The sequence below is a fragment of the Candidatus Villigracilis saccharophilus genome, assembly GCF_016711665.1.
Genome location: NZ_JADJSO010000007.1, coordinates 13616 through 37138, shown reverse-complemented (window position 1 = coordinate 37138; position 23523 = coordinate 13616). Strand labels below are relative to the sequence as shown.

The following is a 23523-nucleotide window of genomic DNA, read 5'->3' as shown; positions in this document are numbered from 1 at the left end:
AAGATCATTCGGATGAGTGTGATTTGACGGCTTTTTGCCATGTGTGTGCATAAAATGGTGTGATTCAGGGGGGAATTAATAAGGATTAATCCAGGGATTAATCCTTATTAAAAAAAGACCATCCTTAGGATGGTCTTTTTTTAATCCTTAAATGCACCCAAGATAGAAGCGCTATTCTCTGATCCCTGCTATCCTGTAATGGTGAGGTTGATAAAAGATGGATGATGCATTGAACAACATGTTTGAGGATGAAGCCATGATGAAGTCGAGGAAGGTCATCGTTTGGGGGCAAGATGATCTGTTGTCTTGGGCGGTGAATTTCTTTCTCACTGCCAGAAAAGACTGGGAGGTACTCAGCTTTTCCAGTGACCTGGGCATTGACTTTTTAATACGGCAGGTCGAAGACTTGAGACCCGACGTGGTGGTGGTTTATCAGACAAAATGTGTCAATAGCGCGCGTATGCTCATGCAATTGTTCTATACCCGCCCGGAATTGACCATGATCACCGTTGACCCGCAGGAGAACACCATGGAAGTGTATAACAAAAAGCAGATCCTGGTCAAACGGGTTTCCGATCTTATTTCGGTCGTGGAAGGCCAATATCATCCTGTTCATTAGCTTGGCGTCATCTGGTTTTATTTTTTTTTCATCCAAGTAATATCAAAAGATTAAAAAAGGAGAATACAATGGCTAGACAAAAATTTTCAAACCTTGTTCTTGCGATCCTTGTGATCGCCTCCCTGGTGCTTGGCGGCTTTAGCCCGGCCCAGGCGCTCGAACAAGCCCCGGCTCCAGTTGAAAAGGCGATCGAGGAAATTACCATCCCCGAAGCGCCCGCTGCTGCCCCCATTGACCCGGTGGACGAGACCTTGGTCCCGCACTACTTCGGACCCTACCCGAACTGGGCCAACAGCCCCCAGGTTTTGGCGGACGCGGTCGTTACGATCACGCCAAACGTGGGTGAACCGGATCCCGGCACGATTGTGGCCGCGGAAGCTACCGCCAGTGTTGACCCAAGGACCGGCGTGATTTCCGGTGTTACCATCACCAGCCCCGGCACTGGCTATACCCTGGCTCCGAACGTTGCCATCACTTCCACCACACCCGGTATGCCCACAACTCCGGCGGTTGCGAATGCTGAGATCTCGCTCGGCGTGCTCAGCAGCATCACAGTTGACAATGTTGGTTTTGGTTACACCGCCCCGGCTGTGACCATCACTGGCGGCACCCCGAATGGTGGCGTTTGTGTAGACGCCACAGCCGAGGCATATGGCGGCGTTGACTCTGTTTTCATTGCCGACCCTGGCGAGCTTTATGTGATCGAGCCGATCGTTGTGTTCGGTTTGCCAGACGACCCCAATGGTATTCAGGCGCAAGGTGTCGCGGATATGGTTGACGGGGCTATCACCGGCGTTTATGTGGTCAACCCAGGCTCCGGTTATAAGACCGCCCCGACCGTCAGAATTGATGATGGGAACAATCCTCCTGTTGGAGGCCTCCCCGCCGTTGTGACTTCGACCATCAGCGTTGACCGCATCGATGTCACCTGCGGCAGCGCGGGCTATGACACCGCCCCGACAGTGACTATCACCGACTTGACCGGTACCGGAGCAGACGCGAGCGCCACTGCGAATCTCTCTGATCTCGGCAGTGTCACCAAGATCAACGTCACTTCCAAGGGTGCCGGTTACCTCACCCCGGGCCTTAAGAAGTTCATTGATCCCCTGCCCGGACTGTGCGTTCCCACAGCAGGCGGTTTGGGTACTTGTTCTCCCCTTTCTACCTCCAAGCAGATTCCTGTTGGTGTTCCTGATCAAGATACCTACCCCGGTACCGACTATTATGAGATCGGGCTGGTGCAGTATCGCATGAAGTTCAGCTCCCAATTGCCCGCCACCCTTCTGCGTGGTTATGTCCAGCTCTCGTCTGGCACCGTTCTGGGCGGACAGGTCGTTTTATCCAATGCGAACGTTGACCCACTCGGTGTCAGTGCTCCCATCGTTGGGTACACGGGCGTCACCAATCCGCATTATCTCGGACCCACGATCATCGCCACCAAGGACAGGCCGGTGCGTATCGTATTCCGCAACCTGCTCCCGACCGGCGAAGCTGGCAACCTCTTCCTGCCGGTTGACAGCACCCTGATGGGCGCCGGCGAAGGGCCGAACGCGATGACCCTCGACGCCAATAATGTGGTCGAAATGGACCCCCTTGAAAACCAGGAATCCGTGACCGACCTTGTTCGTAACCCAGCCTGCGGAGAACCCGGCATTAAGCCGAATGACTGCTTCGCAGAGAACCGCGCCACCCTGCATTTGCACGGCGGCATCACCCCGTGGATCAGCGATGGTACCCCGCACCAGTGGATCACCCCTGCCGGCGAAGCCACCGACTATCCTGAAGGTGTGAGCGTCAAGAACGTGCCGGATATGGATCTGTGCAGACCTGATGATGATGGCTGCCAGACCTTCTTCTACACCAACCAGCAGAGCGCGCGCTTGATGTTCTATCATGACCATGCCTGGGGCATCACCCGCCTGAACGTCTATGCTGGTGAAGCCGCCGGTTACGTCATCACCGATGATACTGAGCAGAAGTTGTTCGTTGACGATACTCCGCTTGACCCAGGTACCAATACAGCCCCATTTAAAGATCTGGGCATTGGCACCCCGTTGATCATTCAAGACAAGACCTTTGTTTCAGACAAGATCCTGCAGCAGGACCCCACCTGGCAATCTGAGCGCTGGGGCGGCACCGGCAGTCTTTGGGCTCCGCATGTTTATATGCCCGCTCAAAACCCGGGCGACGTCTCTGGTATGAGCGGATATGGGCGCTGGATGTACGGTCCGTGGTTCTGGCCTCCCGCCGGAGATGCCAAGTACGCCCCGATCCCCAACCCATATTATGGCAAGGATCCGGATGGTGTAGATAACATTGCGGGTAATGCCGATGACTGGCAAAGCAATCTGGCGGTTCCTTGTAACATTGACGACGAAGCCACCTGGCAGTACACGACCGACCCGTTCTGCGAACCGGCCCTGATTCCTGGAACCCCGAACGTCTCGGTTGGTATGGAAGCCTTCAACGATACCCCCCTCGTTAACGGCACCGTCTACCCGTACGCTAATTTGGAGCCGAAAGCCTACCGCTTCCGCATCTTGAACGCTGCCAATGACCGCTTCTGGAATCTCTCCTGGTATGTTGCCGACCCGCGCACTGGCACCCTCAGCGAAGTTGCTTTGAACCCCGCCGAGCTCGCCGCCGCGCAGAACGACCCGGTTGTCTTCCCGACCCCCGATACTGCTTGGAGCCCGAAGGGTCCGAACTGGATCCAGATCGGTTCTGAAGGCGGCTTCCTGCCCGCTCCTGTGGTCATTCCCGCCAGCCCGACCGTCTGGGTCACCGACCCGACCCGTTTCGATGTCGGTAATGTGGATTACGGTTCTCTTATCCTTGCGCCGGCCGAACGCGCTGACGTGATCGTGGACTTCTCAAGATTCCGCGGCAAGACCCTCATCCTTTATAATGACGCCCCGGCCGCCTTCCCGGCCCGTGTGCCCAGCTATGATTACTACACCGGCGCGCCCGACCTCTCTCCTGTTGGTGTTCCAAGCGTCCTGCCTGGTTACGGTCCCAACACCCGCACCATCATGAAGGTCAAGATCTCGACCGCGACCGCCGCAGTACAGTTCGATTCGCCCACCAACACCACTACGGACCGCATGGCTTTATTGAATAAACTTTGGCGGCACGGTGGCGAGGATGCCACTGGCTCTGATGGTGTCTTCGAATCCGGTCAGAACCCGATCATCGTCGGTCAATCTACTTATAACTCCGCCTATGGCACCAACTTTGTGAGCAGCGGTTGGTGCAGTGATGCCAGCCCCAGCCCAACTGCCAACTGCGATGGGTACGCGCGTATCATGGAACAGAACGGACGCGCCGAGGATCTGTCAATTGGCCGACCCGCGGATACTTTTGGCACGCCCTTCAAGTTTAATACGCTTGGCCCATTGAAAGATGGCAATGGGCCTCAATTGGAGATCGGTTTTGAACCGAAGTCCATTCACGATGAAATGAACTCTGCCAGCTTCGATGAGTTTGGACGCATGACCGCCAACCTCGGTCTCGAAGCGCCCGGCGCCACGCCGCTTTTGCAGAATATTATTCTGTACCCCTATGTCAGTCCGCCTACTGAGGTTCTGAGCGCTACCAATGCAAACAGCCTTGATGTGACCCCCATTTCCTCCGCCGCGGATGGCACTCAGATCTGGAAGATCACGCACAACGGCGTGGATACCCATCCGATCCACTTCCATTTATATGATGTGCAGGTACTCAACCGCGTCTCCTGGGATAATATTGTCCAACCGCCGGCTGGAAATGAGCTTGGCTGGAAAGACACCCTGCGCATTAACCCGCTCCAGGACACCATCGTGGCTGTGCGCCCGATCATACCCAAACTGCCCTTCGGCCTGCCCGAGAGCAAGCGCGTCCTGAATCCCATGATGCCTACGCACGCCCAGGGAGATCCAAATGCGAATTTGGGTCTGGAAGCGGGTTTCAGCAACATCTGGATCGATGGAAATGCAATACCTGCTAATAATTATCTAAACTGGCCCACCAACGGCGGTTTGGTTTCCAACGAAGTGTTCAACTTCGGCTGGGAATATGTATTCCACTGCCACATCTTGAGCCATGAAGAAATGGACATGATGCGCCCGGTCAAGGTCATTGTCCCGACCACAGTACCCGATGCTCCCGTTCTTAGTACAGCAGGAGCGCCTGGCTCGCCCGTCACTTTGAGCTGGACGGATGGCACGCCTGTGAACTATGCCATCCCCTCAACTTGGGGCGATATGAAGGGTGAGATCGGCTATCGTGTTGAGCGAGCCATCGTCAGCGGCGGTATTACTGGCGCTTATGACCTGATCGCCTCTCCCGTCGCGAATGCGACCAGTTATGTTGACAATTTGACAGATGCAAATTCACATTACAAGTATCGTGTCACAGCTTTCAACGCGTCTGGCGATTCTTTGTCGAACGAAGTCCAGGTTGACCCGTTGCTGGTGGTTTCCATTGTCAGGCAGGATGCCAACCCCACAAATCTTGCGACTGTGAACTATACGGTCACTTTCTCAGACGTTGTCACAGGCGTGGACACGGCAGACTTTACCCTAACCACTACAGGGTTAACTGGCGCCGTAGTCTCGAGCGTTACCGGTGCTGGTACAACCCGCAGCGTAGCGGTTAGCACTGGAACTGGCGACGGAACATTGCGCCTCGATCTGACCGATAACGATACGATCCAGGGTTCCCTTGGGCAGTTGCTGGGCGGAAGTGGGTTACTAAACGGTGATTTCACTACTGGTGAAGTCTATGATGTAGACAAGACAGCTCCGTCTGTCACCTCCATTGCCCGAGCCTCCGCCAACCCGACCAACGCGGTTAGTGTAGACTACACCGTAACCTTCGACGAATCGGTTGCGAATGTTTCCGCTGCTGATTTCGAAATCACCATGACAGGCGGCCTCACGGGAGCCTCTGTTTCCAATGTGACCGGGACCGGGGCTATCCGTACCGTGACCATTAATACCGGCACAGGCGATGGCACGCTCCGCCTGGATATTCTCAATACAGCCACCATCGACGATACGGCCGGTAATGCTTTTGTTGGTCCGTACACTGGCGGAGAGATCTACAACATAAGTAAATCCGCCCCCACGGTGATCTCTATCAACCGCCTCAGCACGAACCCCAACAACTTTAATTCGGTTGTCTACACGGTAACATTCTCAACATCGGTTGTGAATGTAGGAAACGCAGACTTCACTCTCAATACTACCGGAGTTACCGGCGCCTCGATCTTTGGAGTTACAGGCACCGGCGCGACACGCAGTGTGACGGTCCTGACAGGCACAGGCTCTGGCACGATCCGCCTGGATATTCTCAACACTGCCACCATCAATGATACTTCCGGCAACGCGCTGATCGGTCCTTATACTGGCGGCCAGGTCTTTACTATCGACAAGACAGTTCCCACAGTAACATCGATCAATCGTGTCAATGCGAATCCAACCAATTTGAACTCTGTTGTTTACACGGTTACCTTCTCAGAGTCTGTTTTGAATGCTGGTGGACTTGACTTTACCCTCACCACGACTGGTGGTGTGACAGGCGCCTCGATCTTTGGCGTATCTGGTACTGGCGCGACACGCAGCGTGACGGTCCTGACAGGCACAGGCACTGGCACCATCCGTTTGGATGTTCTTAATACTGCTACCATCAATGATGATGCTGGCAATGCCTTGGTCGGTCCATATACTGGTGGTCAGGTCTATACTGTAGATAAGACCATCCCGACCGTGGTTTCAATCAATCGAGTAAGTGCCAACCCAACCAGACAGAACTCAGTTGTTTACACAGTCACTTTCTCCGAGGCTGTTGTGAATGTAGGCGGGGCTGATTTCTCTCTCACCACAACCGGTATCACTGGCGCGTCTGTCTTCGGTGTGACTGGTACTGGCACTACTCGCAATGTGACCGTTCTGACAGGTACTGGCACTGGTACAATTAAACTCGATGTCACCGTTGCCGCGACCATCAACGACACGGCGGGTAACGCCTTGGTCGGTCCGTTTACTGGCGGTCAGGTCTTTGATGTGGATAAAACCATCCCCACAGTCGTTTCCATCACCCGTGTGAATCCCAGCACGACCAACTTGAGTTCAGTTCAATATACCGTAACGTTCTCTGAGGCGGTTCTAAATGCGGGTGGAGCAGATTTTGTTGTGACCACGACTGGCGGCATCACAGGAGCTTCGGTCTTTGGTTCGAGTGGTACCGGGACGACTCGTACTGTAACAGTGTTAACAGGCACTGGTAACGGGACGATCCGATTGGATGTCCGCAGCACTGCAACCATCAATGATGTGGCCGGCAATGCCTTGGTGGGTCCGTACACAGGAGGAGCTGTTTATACGATAGTCAAACCGTAGGTTTGCTGTAAAATAAAAGCCATCCGACTCCAAAACCGGTCGGATGGCTTTTTTGTTTTGAGATGCTAAACTCACAGGACTGGATCCCTAATGGATAGCCTTCATGCACTTAAAAAAATACTGGATTTTTTTTCTTCCAATGCAAGGCTTGTAAGCGGGGGCGCGTGGGCTCTTGTGGGAAGGTTTTTATCACTTTTTCTGGGTTTGGTTATAAATGTCATTCTTGTGCGTATTTTGACGCCTGAAGAAATGGGTTCCTTTGTGCTGACACTTAGTATCGTCAGTATTGGGGTGGTTTTTGGACAATTTGGCTTGGGACGCACAAGCGTTAGATTGATCGCAGAGTCTATTGGGCTTGGTCAACCGGATCGTGCACGCAGACTTGTTGGGAAAATATTGCTTGCAACAGTCGCAGGAGCAATTTTATCTGGCGCGTTGATTTTACTTAAAGGCCAGTGGCTGGCGGTTGTGCTCCTCCGTTCAAATTTGATTTCCGGAGGTATTCTTTTAACCGGGCTTTGGGTGTTCGTGCTGACGATAAAAACCGTTCTGGTTGAGGTATTTCGCGGTTTTCATTTGATCTCGTATTCTGAAATTTTCTCAGACCTGGGATTACGTGTGTTATTAATCCCAGTATTGGTATGGTTATGGCTGGCAAAGCGGCATCTGACTTTTGAGCATGTGCTCGTGCTGTTCATTTCACTTACGATTCTACTTACACTGATCGGGTTGTTTATGCTGGGACGACTGATTGTTGGCCTGCCTCGAACAAAGACCGCTGTATATAATGAGCCTGGATCACAGACGATTATGTTCAGTTCGCTTAATGTTTGGCTGTCAAGTCTTCTGTTAGTTGGTCAGGGGTATGCTGTTGTATGGCTTTTGGCTGCATATACAACGCCGGCGGTAGTGGCGCAATATTACTCTGCTTTTCAACTGGCTTCCCTGATGGGGGTATTCATGATGGTGCTGCAATCTGTTTTACCTCCCATTGTGGCTGAGTTGTATGCCAAACGATCCTTGTTTGAACTTCAGAATTTATTGCAAAAAAGTGCTTTTATTGCTTTTCTCCCCTCGGCGTTGGTTTTTATTGTTTTAATGATGTCGGGAAAATTTATTCTTTCACATATTTATGGCGAATATTATAGTGCCGCCTTTCCTTTTCTTGTGATTCTTTGCGTGGGGCAGCTTGTAAATGTCTGGACAGGCTTATGCGGAGAAACACTAATTCAAACTGGGAATCAAAATATATTATTAGCAATCATTTTTTGGGGGACGCTCACTTTTTTTTCAGTTTCGATGTTGTTTTATAGATTTTATGGAGGTGTTGGTATCATTTTAATGATCACCTTATCGACAATTTTCATTAACTTTTTGTCATTGTTATTTGTGTGGAAAAAGAATGGGATTTGGACATATGCTAGACCTTAAACTTGATGAGAATATAATGTACTTATTGAAAACTAAGGTAAATCGAATAAAATTTATATTTACATATATTTATTGTGATGATTGCTTAATTATTGAAGGCTTATGAATAGAATTCAGCCGATTTTTATCCTTTCCCTGCCACGAACCGGATCAACCTTGTTGCAGAGACTCCTCTCTTCTCATGCTGCGATCTCGACAACTCCAGAGCCCTGGCTGCTGTTGCCATTTCTACATCCGTTGGCTTCTGATGGGGCGGGCGCGGAATATTCGTATTCCACATTACGTCTTGCCCAGCAGGAAATGTTTAAATTACTTCCAAATGGCCAGGCGGATTATTTTGAGGCAGTTCAAAAAGCGGCTTTACATATTTACGGTCAATTGTCCCATCCTGATTCGATATATTTTTTGGATAAGACCCCAAGATATCACTTGATATCAGAGCAGGTTTTCCAGACCTTCCCAAATGCAAAATACATCCTTCTTTGGAGAAACCCACTGGCGGTCGCTGCGTCCATGCTTGAATTCCGTCCCCCATGGAACCTTTATGACTGGTATATTGACCTATACCAGGGATTTAACAATCTATATGCCTTTGCAATTGAGCATCAGGATCAAATATTATCAGTCCGGTATGAAGACTTGATACTTGAAACTGATAAGACATTGGGCGGAATATTTGATTATCTTTGCCTTGAATACCCATCGATGAAGCCTGCTCCCGGAAGTATTGCAGGCATTTCCCAGTTAGGGGATAAAAAGGGCTTGGAGAAATATTCTGATACCATAGGCAGGGCTTCTTTGGATCAGTGGATTTCTGTCATGCATAACCCAATTCGAAGGTCATGGGCATGTAGGTATCTTGATTTTATTGGGTCTGAGCGTTTGTTAAAAATAGGATACGATCTGGCTGATCTGGATCGGTCCTTGTCTTCAGTGCCGATTTCTTTAAAGGATGCGCATATCGATGCATTTAAATTGATCTATGGCTATTTGCATACTATATTGAACATGTCTTTAATCAGGGCAAAGATCAATAAAATTAATAAAGGCTTTATTGTTTATCCCTATTCTTGAGATCGGTTTAGAAACATGCAAACTAAAGCAGCTATGGAAAATCCCATCGTAAGAATATCCTTGTTAGATCCGCGTGGTTATTCACTTGTGGATGTAATTGCTTTTGTGATTGGCCTATCTTCCGCTTATTATTTATCCCTTATTGGTCAGGTATATCTTGCGGAAATATTGTTGCCATTGGTTATCCCCCTGCTTTGGAGGAATAAAAATAAATATTTATTGTTAAAAGAGGCAAAATGGCTGTCGTATGCTGGTATTGCCTGGTTGCTTTCACAGATCGTTTCAGATCTAATTCTTTCCACCCCTTTTTTCGATTCTCTACGGGGGTGGGCCTTGATAGCTGTCTTCCTGGTTGACTGGCTGGCGCTCTATTTATTATTGATGCCAAATCCGCGCCGAATTATCCTCAGCCTCTTCGGGTTTGCTTTGGGGGGGCTTTTCCAGCCAATATTGCAACCGGATAAACTTTTTTTGGCTGACGCCTGGAAGTTTGGTTTTGGCCAGCCTCTTACGCTGCTTTTGGTTTTAGTGATTTGCGTAATGGCCGGGAATAGCCTGGTTCGCAATGCGTTTTGGTCTTTGCCTTTAGGTATTGTTGGTTTATTATCTATTTACTTGGATTTTCGTTCAATGGGGGGGATTGCTTTGCTGACAGCCGCGTTGATGTTCTTTTCGCCAATACTGTTGAATAATGGCAGGGGAAAGCGGGTTGGGTTGCAAAGGATGGTTATGTTAGGGTTGTTGATTATCGGCCTCTCCTGGATGATTTTTGCTGGTTATACTTATGCGGCAAAGAACGGCTGGCTTGGAAGTGTTTCCCGGGTTAATTATCAGCTTCAATATGCAGAAGGATTAAAGGTGATCATTAACGGGCGTAGTGATGTAATCCCAGCTTTTTATGCGATTAAGGATTCTCCCTGGATAGGTCATGGTTCGTGGGCGCGTGACCCAAAATACCGAAATTATTATTACGATCTAATTCGACTTGGTTATATTGGTTTGAATGAAACCAGCCGTATTGATTATTTGGTAACTTCCTCAAATACCATTCCCGCGCATTCCCATATCCTTCAATCATGGATTTGGTCAGGCGTTATGGGGGCATTCTTTTGGCTTGTTGTGTTGGTGATCGTTATTCGAGCATTGATCACTACCATCAAATTTCCAAACGTGGTCTTTGCATTTATTCTATTTTCAAGCTTCCTTTCAGTTTGGAATCTGTTCTTTTCCCCTTTTGGTTCTTTGATGAGGTTGCAATGGGCCTATTTTCTGACAGCCTCGCTATATATACTTATGGAAAATGACAGGTTTTCTTTAAGGAGAAAATTATTATAATGAAAGTTTCCATTGTCACGATCTCTTATAATCAAGCACGTTTTCTGGAAAAGGCAATAATGTCTGTGCTCGATCAGGATTACCACGATGTGGAATATATTGTGGTGGATCCGGGCAGTACAGACGGTAGTCGCGATATTATTGATAGGTATCGTTCGCGCCTCACTCAAGTCCTTTTTGAGACTGATGCAGGCCCGGCGGACGGATTAAACAAGGGGTTCAAATTAGGAACCGGGGATATATATGGCTTTATCAATTCAGATGATTATTTATTACCTGGGACAATTTCACATATAGTTGATTTTTTTGAAAGGCATCCGAATATTGATGTGGTTAGTGGTCATGGTTACTATGTTGATGAGCATGAAAGGATTTTAAGGGGTGTTTATTCTCATAGAATAGCCCAAAAATCATTTGCCTACGGTTCTGTTGTTTTATTGCAGCAGTCAACATTTTTTAGAAGACAAACCTTCGAACAAGTGGGTGGGTTTAATGTTCAAAATCCGATAAGTTGGGATGGCGAGTTATGGGCCGATATGTTAAAAAACAAGGCTAAGTTTGCCAGGATTCATAAGTACTTATCTGCATTCAGGATTTATCGCACATCGCTAACTGGTTCGCAGATAAATAGACAGATTTTTGATCGTGAGATGAAAAGGATTCAAATGAAAATGGGGATTAAGAAACCTAATCTGTTTTTGGGCAGGATGTATTGGTTTATGAACCGCATAACCGACCCGGTATTATTACGGATGCAAATAATAAACGGTCTTCAATATGGGTTTTCATCTCCAATTCCAAAACAGAAATAAATCTTTATATGCATGAATTTATTATTTTGGCATTAATAATATTTATGAGATCATTAAGGAATTTATGAAATATCTGCATATTATTGCCTCGCTCGACCCAACCGCTGGCGGGGTGGTGTCTGCTGTTAGAAATTTATCCCTTGCTTTGCAGGACTTGGGACATTATTGTGAAATAGTAACTCTTGACGTTCCGGACCTTCCTTTTTTGAATGACTTTCCAGGACTAGTTCATGCATTGGGACCAAGTCAGCGTGGTTATTATTTTAATGTACGCCTGATCAGATGGTTGATAATGAATGCTAAAAAATTTGATTTGGTAATTGTAAATGGTGTTTGGTTATTCCCTGGTCTTGCGACTCTTTTAGCATCTAAAATAAGTAAATTTCATTATTTTGTTTTGATTCATGGGATGCTCGATCCCTGGTTTAGGATAAAATACCCGTGGAAACACATTAAAAAAATGGTGTACTGGAATATTTCAGAATATTGGGTGGTTCGAAATTCCACGGCTATTATTTATTCAAACATGGAAGAAAAGAAAGTAGCAGATAAATCTTTTCGTTTAAACCAGGTAAAAGATGCGGTTGCTAATTATTGTATAATTCCAAGAGCCAATGATCGTGTCGCGCAAAGTCGTTTTTTTTATGAGTTGTTTCCCGAATTAAAAGGTAAACGTTTGATTCTTTTTATGAGTCGTATTCATCCAAAGAAAGGATGTGATCTGCTTATAGAGGCATTTGCAAAAGCTGCTAAAACTTCTTCCGATATTCATTTGGTAATGGCTGGGCCAGATAATGAAGGATGGAAAACAAATTTAATCAAAAGAACCGAACAGTTGGATGTTGCGAAGCAAATTACTTGGACTGGTATGTTGGAAGGGAGTGCTAAATGGGGGGCCTTTTATGCGGCAGACGTGTTTATACTTCCATCACACTCTGAAAATTTTGGTATCGTGGTGGTTGAGGCTTTGTCGTGCGGTTTGCCAATATTGATGACAGATAAGGTGAATATTTGGAGAGAGGTGGTAAAGGATAAGGCAGGATTTGTTGAGCCCGATACACTTGATGGTGTAAGTCAATTATTAAGAAAATGGTTGTTTATGTCAAAAAAAGAAAAAGAAAAAATGAAAATAAATGCTTTGGAATGCTATAAAAATCAATTTGAACCCTCTGCTACCGCTAAAAACTTTAACAAAATTATTTTTGATATATTAAATGGTGGTGGAACGGAAATTATGTAAATTAAAGAGGGAGTCTTGCTCTCGTTGAAGGTCACGACACCAAAACAAGGAAAAAGCCGTGACTCCCAAAACAAGCCATAAATAGATTGATACAGAAGGTTAAACAACAATTCAAGAACTACTTCAGGAAAAACTCAGACTAGCAATCAAGTTGACGTTGGTCCAGACGCGCTGGAAGAAGAAGTGGAAGCCTTGGTAAAAGCAGAACCGTACAAAAGAGCAGCAGGATCATCGCAACGGTTTCTATGAGCGAGACTTTGCAACCTTGATGGGTGTGATTGCAATGAAAATAATTGCGCTTTACTTTTCTATGCGGTCGTTCGCAGCCTAAAATTAAGAAGAATTTCCGTGCCTGCAACGCTTACCATCCAATCCAACATTTTACACAACTCTTGAAATACCGCCGAATTTATCTAGTCATAAGGTCGCTTGGAATTCAAAAATAAAGGATTGGATATACTATGATATGGCAGAGAATAAAGAAATTAATCCAAATCCTCCAGTGCCCTTTTTTTGTTTCTGCTCTCATAAAAGGTGTGGCGGCAGGAACTGAACATAGAATGGTGTTGCAGCGGTTTAATTTTGAGTTCATTGTTGATGTAGGGGCTAATCGGGGACAGTTTGCTTTGATATCAAGTAAAATGTTCCCTCGAGCAAAGATCCATTCCTTTGAACCCCTTGACGAACCTGCCCAAATATTCAAAAGGGTTTTTAGCAGTCATCCCAATGTAACTTTACATACTTATGCTATTGGGCGCGAAAAAATGATTACTACCATTCATATGACAAAAGATGACGATTCATCGTCTCTGTTACCTGTCACGAATATACAATCCGAATTGTTTCCTGGCGCAGTTGAAATAGGAACACGCCAGGTCAATGTATTGCCTTTGTCTCTGGCGCTGGAGAATATATTTATCCCTCCCGCTTCACTTTTGAAAATTGATGTGCAGGGGTTTGAGTTGGAAGTGTTGCGAGGCTGCGAAGATGTTCTTGATAAATTTTCATGTCTTTATATTGAATGTTCGTTTATCGAATTGTATCAAGGTCAAGGGCTGGCACATGAGATCATTTTATGGCTGGCACAAAGAGGCTTTATATTAAATGGCATTTACAATTTGTATTATGAAAAAAATGGGAAGGCTGTGCAGGGTGATTTTTTGTTTACATATGGAAAGTGAATTCTCCTGATAAAAACACCTTGTCTAAAGTTCTTGGCATTTTTACAGTACAAATATTCCGGTAACAAAAAATCTCGGTATGAATTTGACTCGCGTAAACTAAAAGAGTACCATTCGTTAAATCGACGGCGCTAAAGGAGTTTTATACTAAAATGGGACGTACAATTCTTCAGTTTTTCAAACAATTTCTTACGATGATAGGGGCAAAGATGTCAGCAGGTATGTTTCATCAACTTCATATGGTATTTAACTATATGGAACTCGGACGTTGGATGGTTGAGAACGATTTCCAGGTTGAGCGGCGGGTTCCTGATAGAAAAGCTGTTTTTGCCTCCGTTGCAACAAAGATTCAAGAAAAACAGGTCTTGTATCTTGAGTTCGGTGTGTTCAAAGGTGACAGTATGCGCTATTGGTCCAGTGCGCTTAAGCACCCTGAAACCAAACTGCATGGCTTCGACAGTTTCGAGGGCTTGCCCGAAGATTTTGACGTGGTATATACGAGGGCCACACACGACGTTAAGGGGGAGATCCCCCAGATCGACGATACACGCGTCCAGTTTTTCAAGGGTTGGTTTGATGAAGTCTTGCCAACGTACCACTTACCCAAGCACGAAGCGCTCGTCATAACGTTAGATGCGGATCTTTACTCGTCTACTATATATGTCTTGCGTTATCTTCGTCCATTTATAACGCCAGGTACTTTCATTTACTTCGATGATTTGTCTCGGCCAGATCATGAGCCTAGGGCATTTAATGAGTTTATAAAAGAAAGTGCACTTAGATTCAGACTTGTTTCTGCGGACTACTCGCTTAATACTGCTTTCTTTGAGTGTGTAAAATGATTGGTTATCGCGGATTCGTTTAAGTTATTCTATGATTTATTTAAATCAATACGCAGGTCCCTTATTCAGGGAATTGGTTGACGATTTGGTACAAGAATTTGGCCCGGGTGAGTTATATACTGGTCATGTGGAGGAAATAGAACGCAAGATATCACCTGATATAAAGTTGATTTCATCTCCCGGCCAGAATACGGCAGGCAATCTTGCCCGTATTTTATCCTGGCTGAGATATTGTACCTTTGTTTTTTTTAAAATATCGAATAAAAGAGGCGGGGGGAATCTATTTATTGTTTCCAATCCACCTATCCTTCCATGGCTTGGATACTTATTTCATAAATTGTGGGGCTGGAAATATGTGGTTTTGGTTTACGATATTTACCCGGAAATGTTGATTGGTTTTTCCGGGTTCTCAAGCTCCGGACCCGTGGCTCGTGCCTGGTATTTTCTCAATCGCTTGGCGTTTGAAAATGCGGAGGCAGTTATTACCATCGGTAAATATATGGCCCGAACGCTCGATCGAATGTATGACTCTAATAAGACATGCGCTCGTGAAACAGTGGTTATCCCCAACTGGGCTGATCCAGATATCATTCGTCCAATTCAAAAATCTAAAAATCCTTTTGCCAAAAAATATGCTCAGTTGGATTGTCTGACTATTCTATATTCAGGCACGATTGGCATCAAACACAATATAAGCGCAATGCTTCAAGCCGCGATTAAGCTGAACCGGAATATCAATGATGTGCATTTTATTTTTATTGGGCGCGGGGATGGTTTTAATTCGATTTCGAAGGTGATCGAAATGAATAAGTTGGAAAACACAACTTTGCTCCCATTTTTGCCGGAAAATCAGCTTGTTTTTTCTCTGGCGAGCGGCGATGTCGCTGTAGTTGCGTTGGAGAATGCGGGGCAGGGGGTTTATGTGCCTAGTAAGACCTACTATGCTCTTGCGGCTGGATCCGCTATTCTAGCATTGTGTGATCAGGAAAATGAATTAGCAGATATAGTTAAATCATATCATTGTGGTTTGACTGTTCAATCAGATGATATCGAGGGCTTTATCGCCGCATTGCATCGATTTAGAGATGATCGCCAATTCTTGGACACCTGCCGTCAAAATGCTAGGATCGCGGCTGAAACCCTTTTCTCAAGACGAAATTGCACCCAAATATATAAACAAATCTTGAGAAAGATAAACTTTGGAGAAGAAAGGCGTGATATATAGAACCTTTGGGAAACGTGTATTTGACATTCTGGCTGCTTTGCTGGGCTTGATTGTCTTTAGCCCTATCATGATTTTTATCGCTTTTTTGGTTCGTGTAGTCTTGGGCGCGCCGGTATTGTTTCGCCAAAAAAGGCCAGGCTTGAATTGTGAATTATTTGTATTATATAAATTTCGTACCATGGTCGACCTAAGAGATCAGAATGGAGAATTGTTGGCTGATGATCATAGACTGCCGTCTTTTGGTAGGTTTTTGAGAAGTACAAGTTTGGATGAATTGCCCGAGCTTTTCAATGTCTTGTTAGGCAATATGAGTCTGGTTGGTCCAAGACCCCTTCTTGAAAGATATCTGGATCGTTATACGTCCAATCAACTGCGACGCCATAATGTCAAACCAGGACTTACCGGTTGGGCGCAAATTAATGGTCGCAACGCCATTACCTGGCAGGAGCGATTTATTTTGGATGTCTGGTATGTGGATAATTTATCCTTTATATTGGATATAAAAATTATTCTAAGAACGTTTGGGGCAATACTAGGTCGTAAAGGAATTTCCCAACCTGGAAAAGCAACCATTGATGAGTTTATGGGCGATCATTAATCTAACATCAATAATGGATAAGAAATCATAACCGCAGAGACGCGGAGTTTACAGAGTTTTTAATGGTTTTCTCCGCGTTCTTTGCCCTCTGCGGTAAAAAATGATACTTTTCGGCGCCGCAAGGCGAATCTATTATTCACGTTAATCTATTTTGGGTATTTGCCCTCCTGGAAAATCAGCAGACGGAATTATATAAAAAATGTTAATGATATTTAGTTAACCAGCGCTTGGTGTGCTTAAAATTCACACAGATTGGCTGATAAAATGTGTTTATGTAGCAAGCACAATCAAAATTTATACTCCTTGGAGGATCAATGTTACAAAAGATTGTAATTTTAGGTGCGGGTAATTTTGGACGCGAGACACTCGATGTTTTTAATGCTGTTAATAAAATTAATCCTGCTTTTGATGTTTTGGGGTTTTTGGATGACAACGAACAGAAGAAGGACAAAAAATTAAATGGGAAGCCTGTTTTGGGTGGGATTGACTGGTTGATTGGAAAGGATTTAAATCAGATAAAGGCAATATGCGGAGTGGGAGAACCTCATGTTAGGCGTAAAATTATTGCGAAGGCCGAAAAATTAGGCGCTCAGTTTTGTAATGTGATTCACCCCGCAGCGGTCATAACCGACTTTGTGGATATGGGAGTCGGTATTGTAATAACAGCTGGCTGTATTTTAACCTGCAATATTACAATCAAGGATCATGTTCATTTAAATTTAGACACAACAATTGGGCACGATGTTGTAATGGAAAAATTTGCAACTACAGCGCCTGGAGTTCATATCTCTGGTCAGGTGGATATTGGTGAGGGTACATATTTTGGCACTGGCGCAGTTGTGGTGGATAAGATAAAAGTTGGTGAATGGACTATTGTTGGAGCGGGTGCTGTTGTGGCAAAATCCTTGCCGGCCAATGTTACTGCTGTTGGTGTTCCGGCAAAGGTAATAAAGATCCGCCAACCCGGATGGCATTTGGAATAGCTTGCGATGACACGGACAATAATCCGGAGAATTTGATTAACGGTCTTGGTAAAGTATTTGATCAATTTGGAGTATGTTATGGATAAACCAGCTATTTTAGGAAATACGCCTGTTTTTGATGATCGTTTGGGTATTGTGTCACCGCGATTGCCGAAGTTGGAGCAAATTCAGGATCCGTTAAGCGAAGCATTGCGAACAGGGCAACTCACAAATCACGCCTTTCATGTGCCGCAATTTGAAAAAGCATTATCAGACCGACTGAAAATGCCGCATGTGGTTTCTGTCGGAAACGCTACACTTGGCTTGATACTCGCGTTGGAAGCGCTTAACCGCGATGGGGAGGTGATCCTGCCTAGTTTTACTTATTGTGCCACTGCCCACGCTTTGTACTGGAGTCGTCACAAGCCGGTCTTTGTCGATATCTTGCCAGACACATTTACCATTGACCCTGCTGCTGTCGAATCTGCCATTACTCCGAACACTGCTGCTATCATGGCGGTTCATATCTACGGGCATCCTTGTGAGATTGATACCCTGGAGGAAATTTCAAAACGCTATGGTTTGCCTTTGCTTTTTGATTCTGCACATGCTTTTGGCAGTCAATATCAAAATGAGCCTATTGGTCAATTTGGGGATGCCGAAATTTTTAGCTTCCACGCCACCAAAGTATTTCCTGTTGGAGAGGGCGGTTGTATCACTACTCACGATAAAAATCTGGCAGAGCATTTAAAGCTTTCGCGTAAATTCGGCGATCCTGGTGATGAGAACACCCGTTTTCCCGGTATGAATGCTAAAATGCAGGAATTTAACGCTATAATTGGTGTGGAAATGCTTAAAGTTGTTGATGAACATATTGCCAATCGCCGCCGTTATGCGGCTTATTTGATTGAGCGGCTGGGGAGGCTGCCGGGTATTTCCTTTCAGTCAATAAAACCGAATGTTTTCACGAATTACCAGAACTTCGTCATTTTGGTGGATGAAGTTTATTTTGGTGTATCGCGCGACATGCTTTTTGATGCGCTGCTTGCCGAAAATATCCTTGCTCGTAAATACTTTTTTCCCCCGCTTCATTTGCATGATGCCTACTCAGACTATCGCTCCATTAATCTGCCTATTACTGAATTTGTATCCAAACGGGTATTATGCCTGCCTTTTTATTCGGAAATGACCGAAAAAATGCTGGACAAGATCTGTGTTGCGATCGAGCAGGTTCATTTCCATGCAAATATTGTGCGTGAATATTATTCAAATTTAGCTTGACTCGGTATGTGATGGGCGAATTAGGATTTTGGTGCGTTTGATTGGATTAAAAACTTTAGTATGGGTACTTGACACTATCAGCAATTGCTAAATGGTGTGATATTTTATTGAGGAATAAGACATTGATTACAAAAAAAGGAACGCTCCCGATTCCGGTAGTGCGGCTTCGTTATCTCTTATTGTTGGATGTGGTGATTGCTTGCGCGGCTTTTACGTTCAGTTTGCTGGTACGTTACGAGGCATTTCAGATATTTTTTGAACTCGTTGAAAAACATTGGTTTTTGATATTTTTAAGCGCCCTTATCCATCTTTTCTCTAACTATATAGGTAAACTCTACACGCGGGTATGGCGTTTTGCCGGTATTATGGATGCCATTCATGTTTTTAAAGCGGTATCTCTTTCTTCAGGTATTTTAATTTTTGCAAATTACATTATTTTTCCCTGGGTCAATCTCTCAAATATCCAAAATTTTTCGATTTTTTTTCTAAATTGGGTATTCAGTTTAGTCTTTTTAGGTGGATCCCGCTTGGCATTGAGAATAAGCTTAAATTGGCTTACAACTCACAATAAAAAATTTTTAAGCCAATTGGTTCCAAAATGTCGCGTCTTGATTATAGGGGCAGGTACGTTGGGTGAAAACATTGCGCGGTGGATGCTGCAAAATCCTGATTTTGGTTTTACCCTTGTAGGGTTTGTTGATGATAACCCCGCAAAACATTTTTCTTACATCCATGGTGTAATGGTGTTGGGAGGTCGAAAGGATTTGCCAAGACTGGTTAATGAATACAATGTGAATGAAGTCATAATAGCTATGTCAAAGGCTTCGTCTTCGGTGTTGGATGATACTTTTAGTATTTGCGCAGATCTGGACCTTCAAATCCGAATAATTCCAGGTTTGGCTGATATGTTGGGAGGTACATTATCTATCGCCCAATTGAGGCAATGGCGTCCGCTGAATAAAAGTGTTCATACTCATACGCGTCCGATTGAAAAGCCTGATACATTTCACAATATTTTGGTTGCAGGCGGTGCAGGTTTTATTGGAGCTAATTTTGCCCGCTATATGTTGGCAAAATATCCTGATTATCGCATTGTAGTTTACGATAAGTTAACTTATGCCGGTAATTTGGATAATTTGCAGGATTTGGATGAAAAATATGCCGATAAATATGTTTTTGTGAAAGGCGATATTTGTAACGGTGAACAAGTTAACGACACAATACAGCAATATGAAATTGACGCCATTGTCAATTTTGCTGCTGAGACTCATGTGGATCGCTCACTATTCAATCCGGATGTCTTTGTCCAAAATAATGTGTTTGGAACGCATAAATTATTGGAGGCGGCAAAATTATTTGGGAATATCCGTTTTCATCAAGTCTCAACTGATGAAGTCTATGGGGAAGTGCTTCGCGGGTCTTTTCACGAAGATGATCCGCTAGAAACACGCAGTCCTTATTCAGCGAGCAAAGGAGCTGCCGATTTGCTCGCAAGCTCTTATTACTTTAGTTTTGGTTTGCCGGTGACGATCACCCGGGGAAGTAATAACATCGGTCCTTATCAATATCCCGAAAAAGTTGTGCCTCTCTTTATAACGAACGCATTGGAAAATCAGCCTTTGCCTATATATGGCGATGGCAAATATGCGCGTGATTATCAACATGTAATGGATCATTGTAGTGGTATTGATCTGGTGTTGCATTGCGGTCAGTTAGGAGAGATTTATAATGTTGGCGGTGGAAATGAAGTGGAAGCTTTAAACTTAGCAAAATTGATCCTGAAAAAATTAAATAAACCATATTCCCTTATTCGTTTTGTTGAAGATCGTATTGGTCAGGATCGCCGTTATAGTTTAAATTGTGCCAAGATAAAGAACCTTGGTTGGGTGCCTCAATATACTTTTGAAACTGCAATCGACGACACCATTCATTGGTATATAAATAATGAATGGTGGTGGCGAAAAATTAAATCAGGTGAATATTTGGAATACTATGAAAAGCAATATCGGGAACGCCTGGATAAAGCGATAGAAACTGTTTTTTCCCCTTCTCAGGGGGATGAGCTATAATCTATTTCTAGTTTATGTCTTTAACGAAGTCTGCGGTCAGGGCTATTCGTTTCTTATTCGTTTCATGAAACGAATGACAAATCAGAGTAGAGAAAAAAGTTGAATAAAAATTGGGTGCTCCTGCTGAATACGATTATTTCGATTATTCCATGAGTAACTACGAAATATTAAATGCATAAAAAAAATTATCTGCCCGCCATCTTCTTGGTAGGGATATGTAGGCTAATATGTTTAGAGGTAAATTATGAAACAAAATACAGATTTATGTGCTTTTATAGTTGTCATTTAACCGCCAAATGATTTTAGCTTGAGGAAATATGTCAAACGAATTTGAAAATACTTTCGATGATGCCATTGATTTTAAAAGACTCTTTGCTGCCCTGCGAAGATGGGCCTGGCTCTTGATCTTGGTGACTGTTCTTGGTGTTGCTTCTGCTTATTTTTATTCTCGTCAGCAAATACCAGTTTATGAAGCTACCACTAATGTTCTCGTAACGCGCAATTCACAGCAAACCATTGGAGATATCTCGCAATCCCTGAATCTTACCCAGCTTGTCGAAACCTATGTGCGCATGCTGACTTTGAACGAATTTTTGGGAATTGTCTCTGAACGGCTGGGCTATACGGTCATAAGTGGAAACGTGAAAGTTGCCGCGTTGACCAATACCCAGGTCATCCAGTTGCATGTGCAGGATACAGACCCGGCCCGCGCCGCCTTGATCGCCGATACCATGGTGATCGTATTGGGTGAGCAGAACGAATCCCTGCAAGCCGGGCGCTACTCCGAAGCGGAAAGAAGCTTGGATATCCAAATTGCAGACCTGGAGACGCGCATTGCAGATGTTCAGGCCAAATTGGATGAAGCCAAAACGGATGCGCTTGTCAAGCAGATCGCCGAAGCCCAGACCAATATCGATGCCACGGTCAGCGCCATTAAAGCGGTCACTCTGGACCTGCAGCGTCTCAGAACCATGACCTGGTATGGCGCTCGTTTTCGCCTGCTCGAAAAAGAGTCCCTGCTTGTGGAACAACAAGCCCAATTTGATCGCCTGAACGGTCAACTCGCAAACCAGCAAACCAAATTAACCGATCCCCAGGTACAGGCGGATGCCAACCTGCTTTCTTCCATCCAAACCCAGATCACTTATCTGGAAGGACAGATCGAAAAGACCCATCTGAGCATTGAAGATACTCAAAAGAGATCGAGTTCCTCAAGCCGTTGATCACAGAGGGTGACTTTAACTCCGTGGTCGTGGAAAAGGAAAATTTCCTGAAGACCCAGCAATCCCTGCTAACGTCCTATCAGAATGTTTATACAAACCTGCTCAGCACGGAGGATATCAAGCGCTCCACCAATGAGATCGATAACCTCAGGCAGAATTTGGAGCTATACCAGAATCGCTATCTTGATCTCTTGAATAGCCGTGAGAATATCAAGAACCAGAAACTTCAGAACATTCCCACCATTGAACAAGTCAGCCCGGCTGCCGCGTCAGAAAGACCTGTGAAGCCGCGCACCAGCTTGAACACCCTGCTTGGCGGTGTGGCCGGATTGATCCTTGCCTTGAGCTTTGTTCTTTTGCGCGATATGACGGATGATGCGATTAAAGGCCGCGAGGATGTGGAGAGTCTGCTCAACACCAAGGTGGTCGGCTACGTGGTGGATAATAAAAATGAAGTGGATGGGGAAGGTATCTATGTTGCGCGTGCGCCGCGTTCCCCGGTAGCAGAAGCTTTCCGTGCCTTGCGTACCAACCTGGAATTCTCCGCCAAAGATACGCCTATAAAGAGTCTGATCGTCACCAGCGGAGGACCTGGAGAGGGAAAGACAACGGTTGCATCCAATCTCGCCGCCATTCTGTCGCATTCAGGAAAAAAAGTGATTTTGATGGACGCAGACTTACGCCGTCCGCGGGTGCACAAATATACGGGTGTTTCTAATACCGTTGGCTTGAGCGATATCCTTGCAGCTGAACAAAAAATTGAGATTAATGATTATCTGCAAACCCTTGAAAACCTGCCGGATTTGCATCTCTTGCCCAGTGGCGGGCTTCCTGCCAATCCAAGCGAATTGCTCGGATCTGAAAAAATGAGACAGCTGCTGGCCGATCTTTCCGGATCATATGATTACATAATTATCGATGCCCCACCAATGCTGGTGTCTGATCCGCAGGTGCTTCTGGGTTTGGTGGATGGTGTTTTGCTTGTGTTGGTGCCTGGCAAGACGCCCCGCGATGTTGTGTCGGCAGTAAAAGAACAGGTCAGCCATACCGGCGTGCGCCTTTTGGGTGTTGTGTTTAATCGTTTGAAACAAGGCAAACGGTCTGGTTATTACGGCGGATATTCGGGCAGTTACTATAATACCTACTATTCCTCGAGCTATTACGCCCAGGATGATACAGAAGCAAATGGCGCAGTCAAGAAAAAAGGTCTGTTTAAAAAGAGTAAAAAGCGCGCCTAGGGGCATCGGCTTA

16 protein-coding genes and 1 pseudogene are annotated in these 23523 nt (G+C 45.3%); all 17 read left to right on the top strand.

From position 1 onward, the window contains the following. The first annotated feature begins 217 nt into the window (after positions 1-217). The 17 genes and pseudogenes from IPL17_RS04080 (at position 218) to IPL17_RS04000 (ending at position 23510) form a co-directional block, all read left to right on the top strand. Positions 218-619 carry a hypothetical protein gene (locus IPL17_RS04080; RefSeq protein ID WP_345305806.1) on the top strand — a complete coding sequence of 134 codons (402 nt, stop codon included), beginning with the start codon at positions 218-220 and terminating at the stop codon, positions 617-619. A 68-nt stretch (positions 620-687) separates the two neighbouring features. Next, positions 688-6999 (top strand): multicopper oxidase domain-containing protein, encoded by a 6312-nt coding sequence (locus IPL17_RS04075; RefSeq protein ID WP_345305805.1) that lies wholly within the window; start codon positions 688-690, stop codon positions 6997-6999. A 90-nt stretch (positions 7000-7089) separates the two neighbouring features. Beyond that, entirely contained in the window at positions 7090-8430 is a 1341-nt protein-coding gene (locus IPL17_RS04070; RefSeq protein ID WP_345305804.1) for an oligosaccharide flippase family protein, read from the top strand. A gap of 102 nt (positions 8431-8532) precedes the next feature. Next, entirely contained in the window at positions 8533-9504 is a 972-nt protein-coding gene (locus IPL17_RS04065; protein ID WP_345305803.1) for a sulfotransferase, read from the top strand. Positions 9505-9519: 15 nt separating this feature from the next. Then, positions 9520-10839 (top strand): hypothetical protein, encoded by a 1320-nt coding sequence (locus IPL17_RS04060; RefSeq protein ID WP_345305802.1) that lies wholly within the window; start codon positions 9520-9522, stop codon positions 10837-10839. Next, the gene (locus tag IPL17_RS04055; RefSeq protein WP_345305801.1) at positions 10839-11651 is read left to right on the top strand and encodes a glycosyltransferase family 2 protein; all 813 of its coding nucleotides are present in this window, start codon (positions 10839-10841) and stop codon (positions 11649-11651) included. Before IPL17_RS04060 ends, IPL17_RS04055 begins: the two co-directional genes overlap by 1 nt. Positions 11652-11715: 64 nt before the next feature. Continuing rightward, entirely contained in the window at positions 11716-12891 is a 1176-nt protein-coding gene (locus IPL17_RS04050; RefSeq protein ID WP_345305800.1) for a glycosyltransferase, read from the top strand. Positions 12892-13352: 461 nt separating this feature from the next. Further along, complete coding sequence (locus IPL17_RS04045; RefSeq protein ID WP_345305799.1) at positions 13353-14072, top strand: FkbM family methyltransferase; 720 nt, start codon at positions 13353-13355, stop codon at positions 14070-14072. Between the two features lie 152 nt (positions 14073-14224). Then, positions 14225-14914 (top strand): TylF/MycF/NovP-related O-methyltransferase, encoded by a 690-nt coding sequence (locus IPL17_RS04040; RefSeq protein ID WP_345305798.1) that lies wholly within the window; start codon positions 14225-14227, stop codon positions 14912-14914. A gap of 31 nt (positions 14915-14945) precedes the next feature. After that, positions 14946-16139 (top strand): glycosyltransferase family 4 protein, encoded by a 1194-nt coding sequence (locus tag IPL17_RS04035; RefSeq protein ID WP_345305797.1) that lies wholly within the window; start codon positions 14946-14948, stop codon positions 16137-16139. Continuing rightward, positions 16129-16737 (top strand): sugar transferase, encoded by a 609-nt coding sequence (locus IPL17_RS04030; RefSeq protein WP_345305796.1) that lies wholly within the window; start codon positions 16129-16131, stop codon positions 16735-16737. The genes IPL17_RS04035 and IPL17_RS04030 overlap by 11 nt, the downstream gene beginning before the upstream one ends. Before the next feature lie 314 nt (positions 16738-17051). Beyond that, entirely contained in the window at positions 17052-17720 is a 669-nt protein-coding gene (locus tag IPL17_RS04025) for an acetyltransferase (RefSeq protein WP_345305795.1), read from the top strand. Positions 17721-17798: 78 nt separating this feature from the next. Beyond that, positions 17799-18980 carry a DegT/DnrJ/EryC1/StrS family aminotransferase gene (locus IPL17_RS04020; protein ID WP_345305794.1) on the top strand — a complete coding sequence of 394 codons (1182 nt, stop codon included), beginning with the start codon at positions 17799-17801 and terminating at the stop codon, positions 18978-18980. 158 nt (positions 18981-19138) lie between these two features. After that, a pseudogene (locus tag IPL17_RS04015) lies at positions 19139-19861 on the top strand (hypothetical protein); the annotation flags it as partial. Positions 19862-19993: 132 nt separating this feature from the next. Then, entirely contained in the window at positions 19994-21049 is a 1056-nt protein-coding gene (gene rfbB, locus IPL17_RS04010) for a dTDP-glucose 4,6-dehydratase (RefSeq protein WP_345305818.1), read from the top strand. Between the two features lie 317 nt (positions 21050-21366). Next, positions 21367-22272, top strand: a complete 906-nt coding sequence (locus IPL17_RS04005; RefSeq protein WP_345305793.1) for a Wzz/FepE/Etk N-terminal domain-containing protein — start codon at positions 21367-21369, stop codon at positions 22270-22272. After that, positions 22269-23510 carry a polysaccharide biosynthesis tyrosine autokinase gene (locus IPL17_RS04000; protein ID WP_345305792.1) on the top strand — a complete coding sequence of 414 codons (1242 nt, stop codon included), beginning with the start codon at positions 22269-22271 and terminating at the stop codon, positions 23508-23510. The genes IPL17_RS04005 and IPL17_RS04000 overlap by 4 nt, the downstream gene beginning before the upstream one ends. The last annotated feature ends 13 nt before the right edge of the window (positions 23511-23523 follow it).

Excerpts from the sequence above, each read along its gene's own strand:
- IPL17_RS04080 (WP_345305806.1), top strand. The coding sequence starts at position 218 with ATGGATGATGCATTGAACAACATGTTTGAGGATGAAGCCATGATGAAG.
- IPL17_RS04075 (WP_345305805.1), top strand. The coding sequence starts at position 688 with ATGGCTAGACAAAAATTTTCAAACCTTGTTCTTGCGATCCTTGTGATC.
- IPL17_RS04070 (WP_345305804.1), top strand. The coding sequence starts at position 7,090 with ATGGATAGCCTTCATGCACTTAAAAAAATACTGGATTTTTTTTCTTCC.
- IPL17_RS04065 (WP_345305803.1), top strand. The coding sequence starts at position 8,533 with ATGAATAGAATTCAGCCGATTTTTATCCTTTCCCTGCCACGAACCGGA.
- IPL17_RS04060 (WP_345305802.1), top strand. The coding sequence starts at position 9,520 with ATGCAAACTAAAGCAGCTATGGAAAATCCCATCGTAAGAATATCCTTG.
- IPL17_RS04055 (WP_345305801.1), top strand. The coding sequence starts at position 10,839 with ATGAAAGTTTCCATTGTCACGATCTCTTATAATCAAGCACGTTTTCTG.
- IPL17_RS04050 (WP_345305800.1), top strand. The coding sequence starts at position 11,716 with ATGAAATATCTGCATATTATTGCCTCGCTCGACCCAACCGCTGGCGGG.
- IPL17_RS04045 (WP_345305799.1), top strand. The coding sequence starts at position 13,353 with ATGATATGGCAGAGAATAAAGAAATTAATCCAAATCCTCCAGTGCCCT.
- IPL17_RS04040 (WP_345305798.1), top strand. The coding sequence starts at position 14,225 with ATGGGACGTACAATTCTTCAGTTTTTCAAACAATTTCTTACGATGATA.
- IPL17_RS04035 (WP_345305797.1), top strand. The coding sequence starts at position 14,946 with ATGATTTATTTAAATCAATACGCAGGTCCCTTATTCAGGGAATTGGTT.
- IPL17_RS04025 (WP_345305795.1), top strand. The coding sequence starts at position 17,052 with ATGTTACAAAAGATTGTAATTTTAGGTGCGGGTAATTTTGGACGCGAG.
- IPL17_RS04020 (WP_345305794.1), top strand. The coding sequence starts at position 17,799 with ATGGATAAACCAGCTATTTTAGGAAATACGCCTGTTTTTGATGATCGT.
- IPL17_RS04005 (WP_345305793.1), top strand. The coding sequence starts at position 21,367 with ATGTCAAACGAATTTGAAAATACTTTCGATGATGCCATTGATTTTAAA.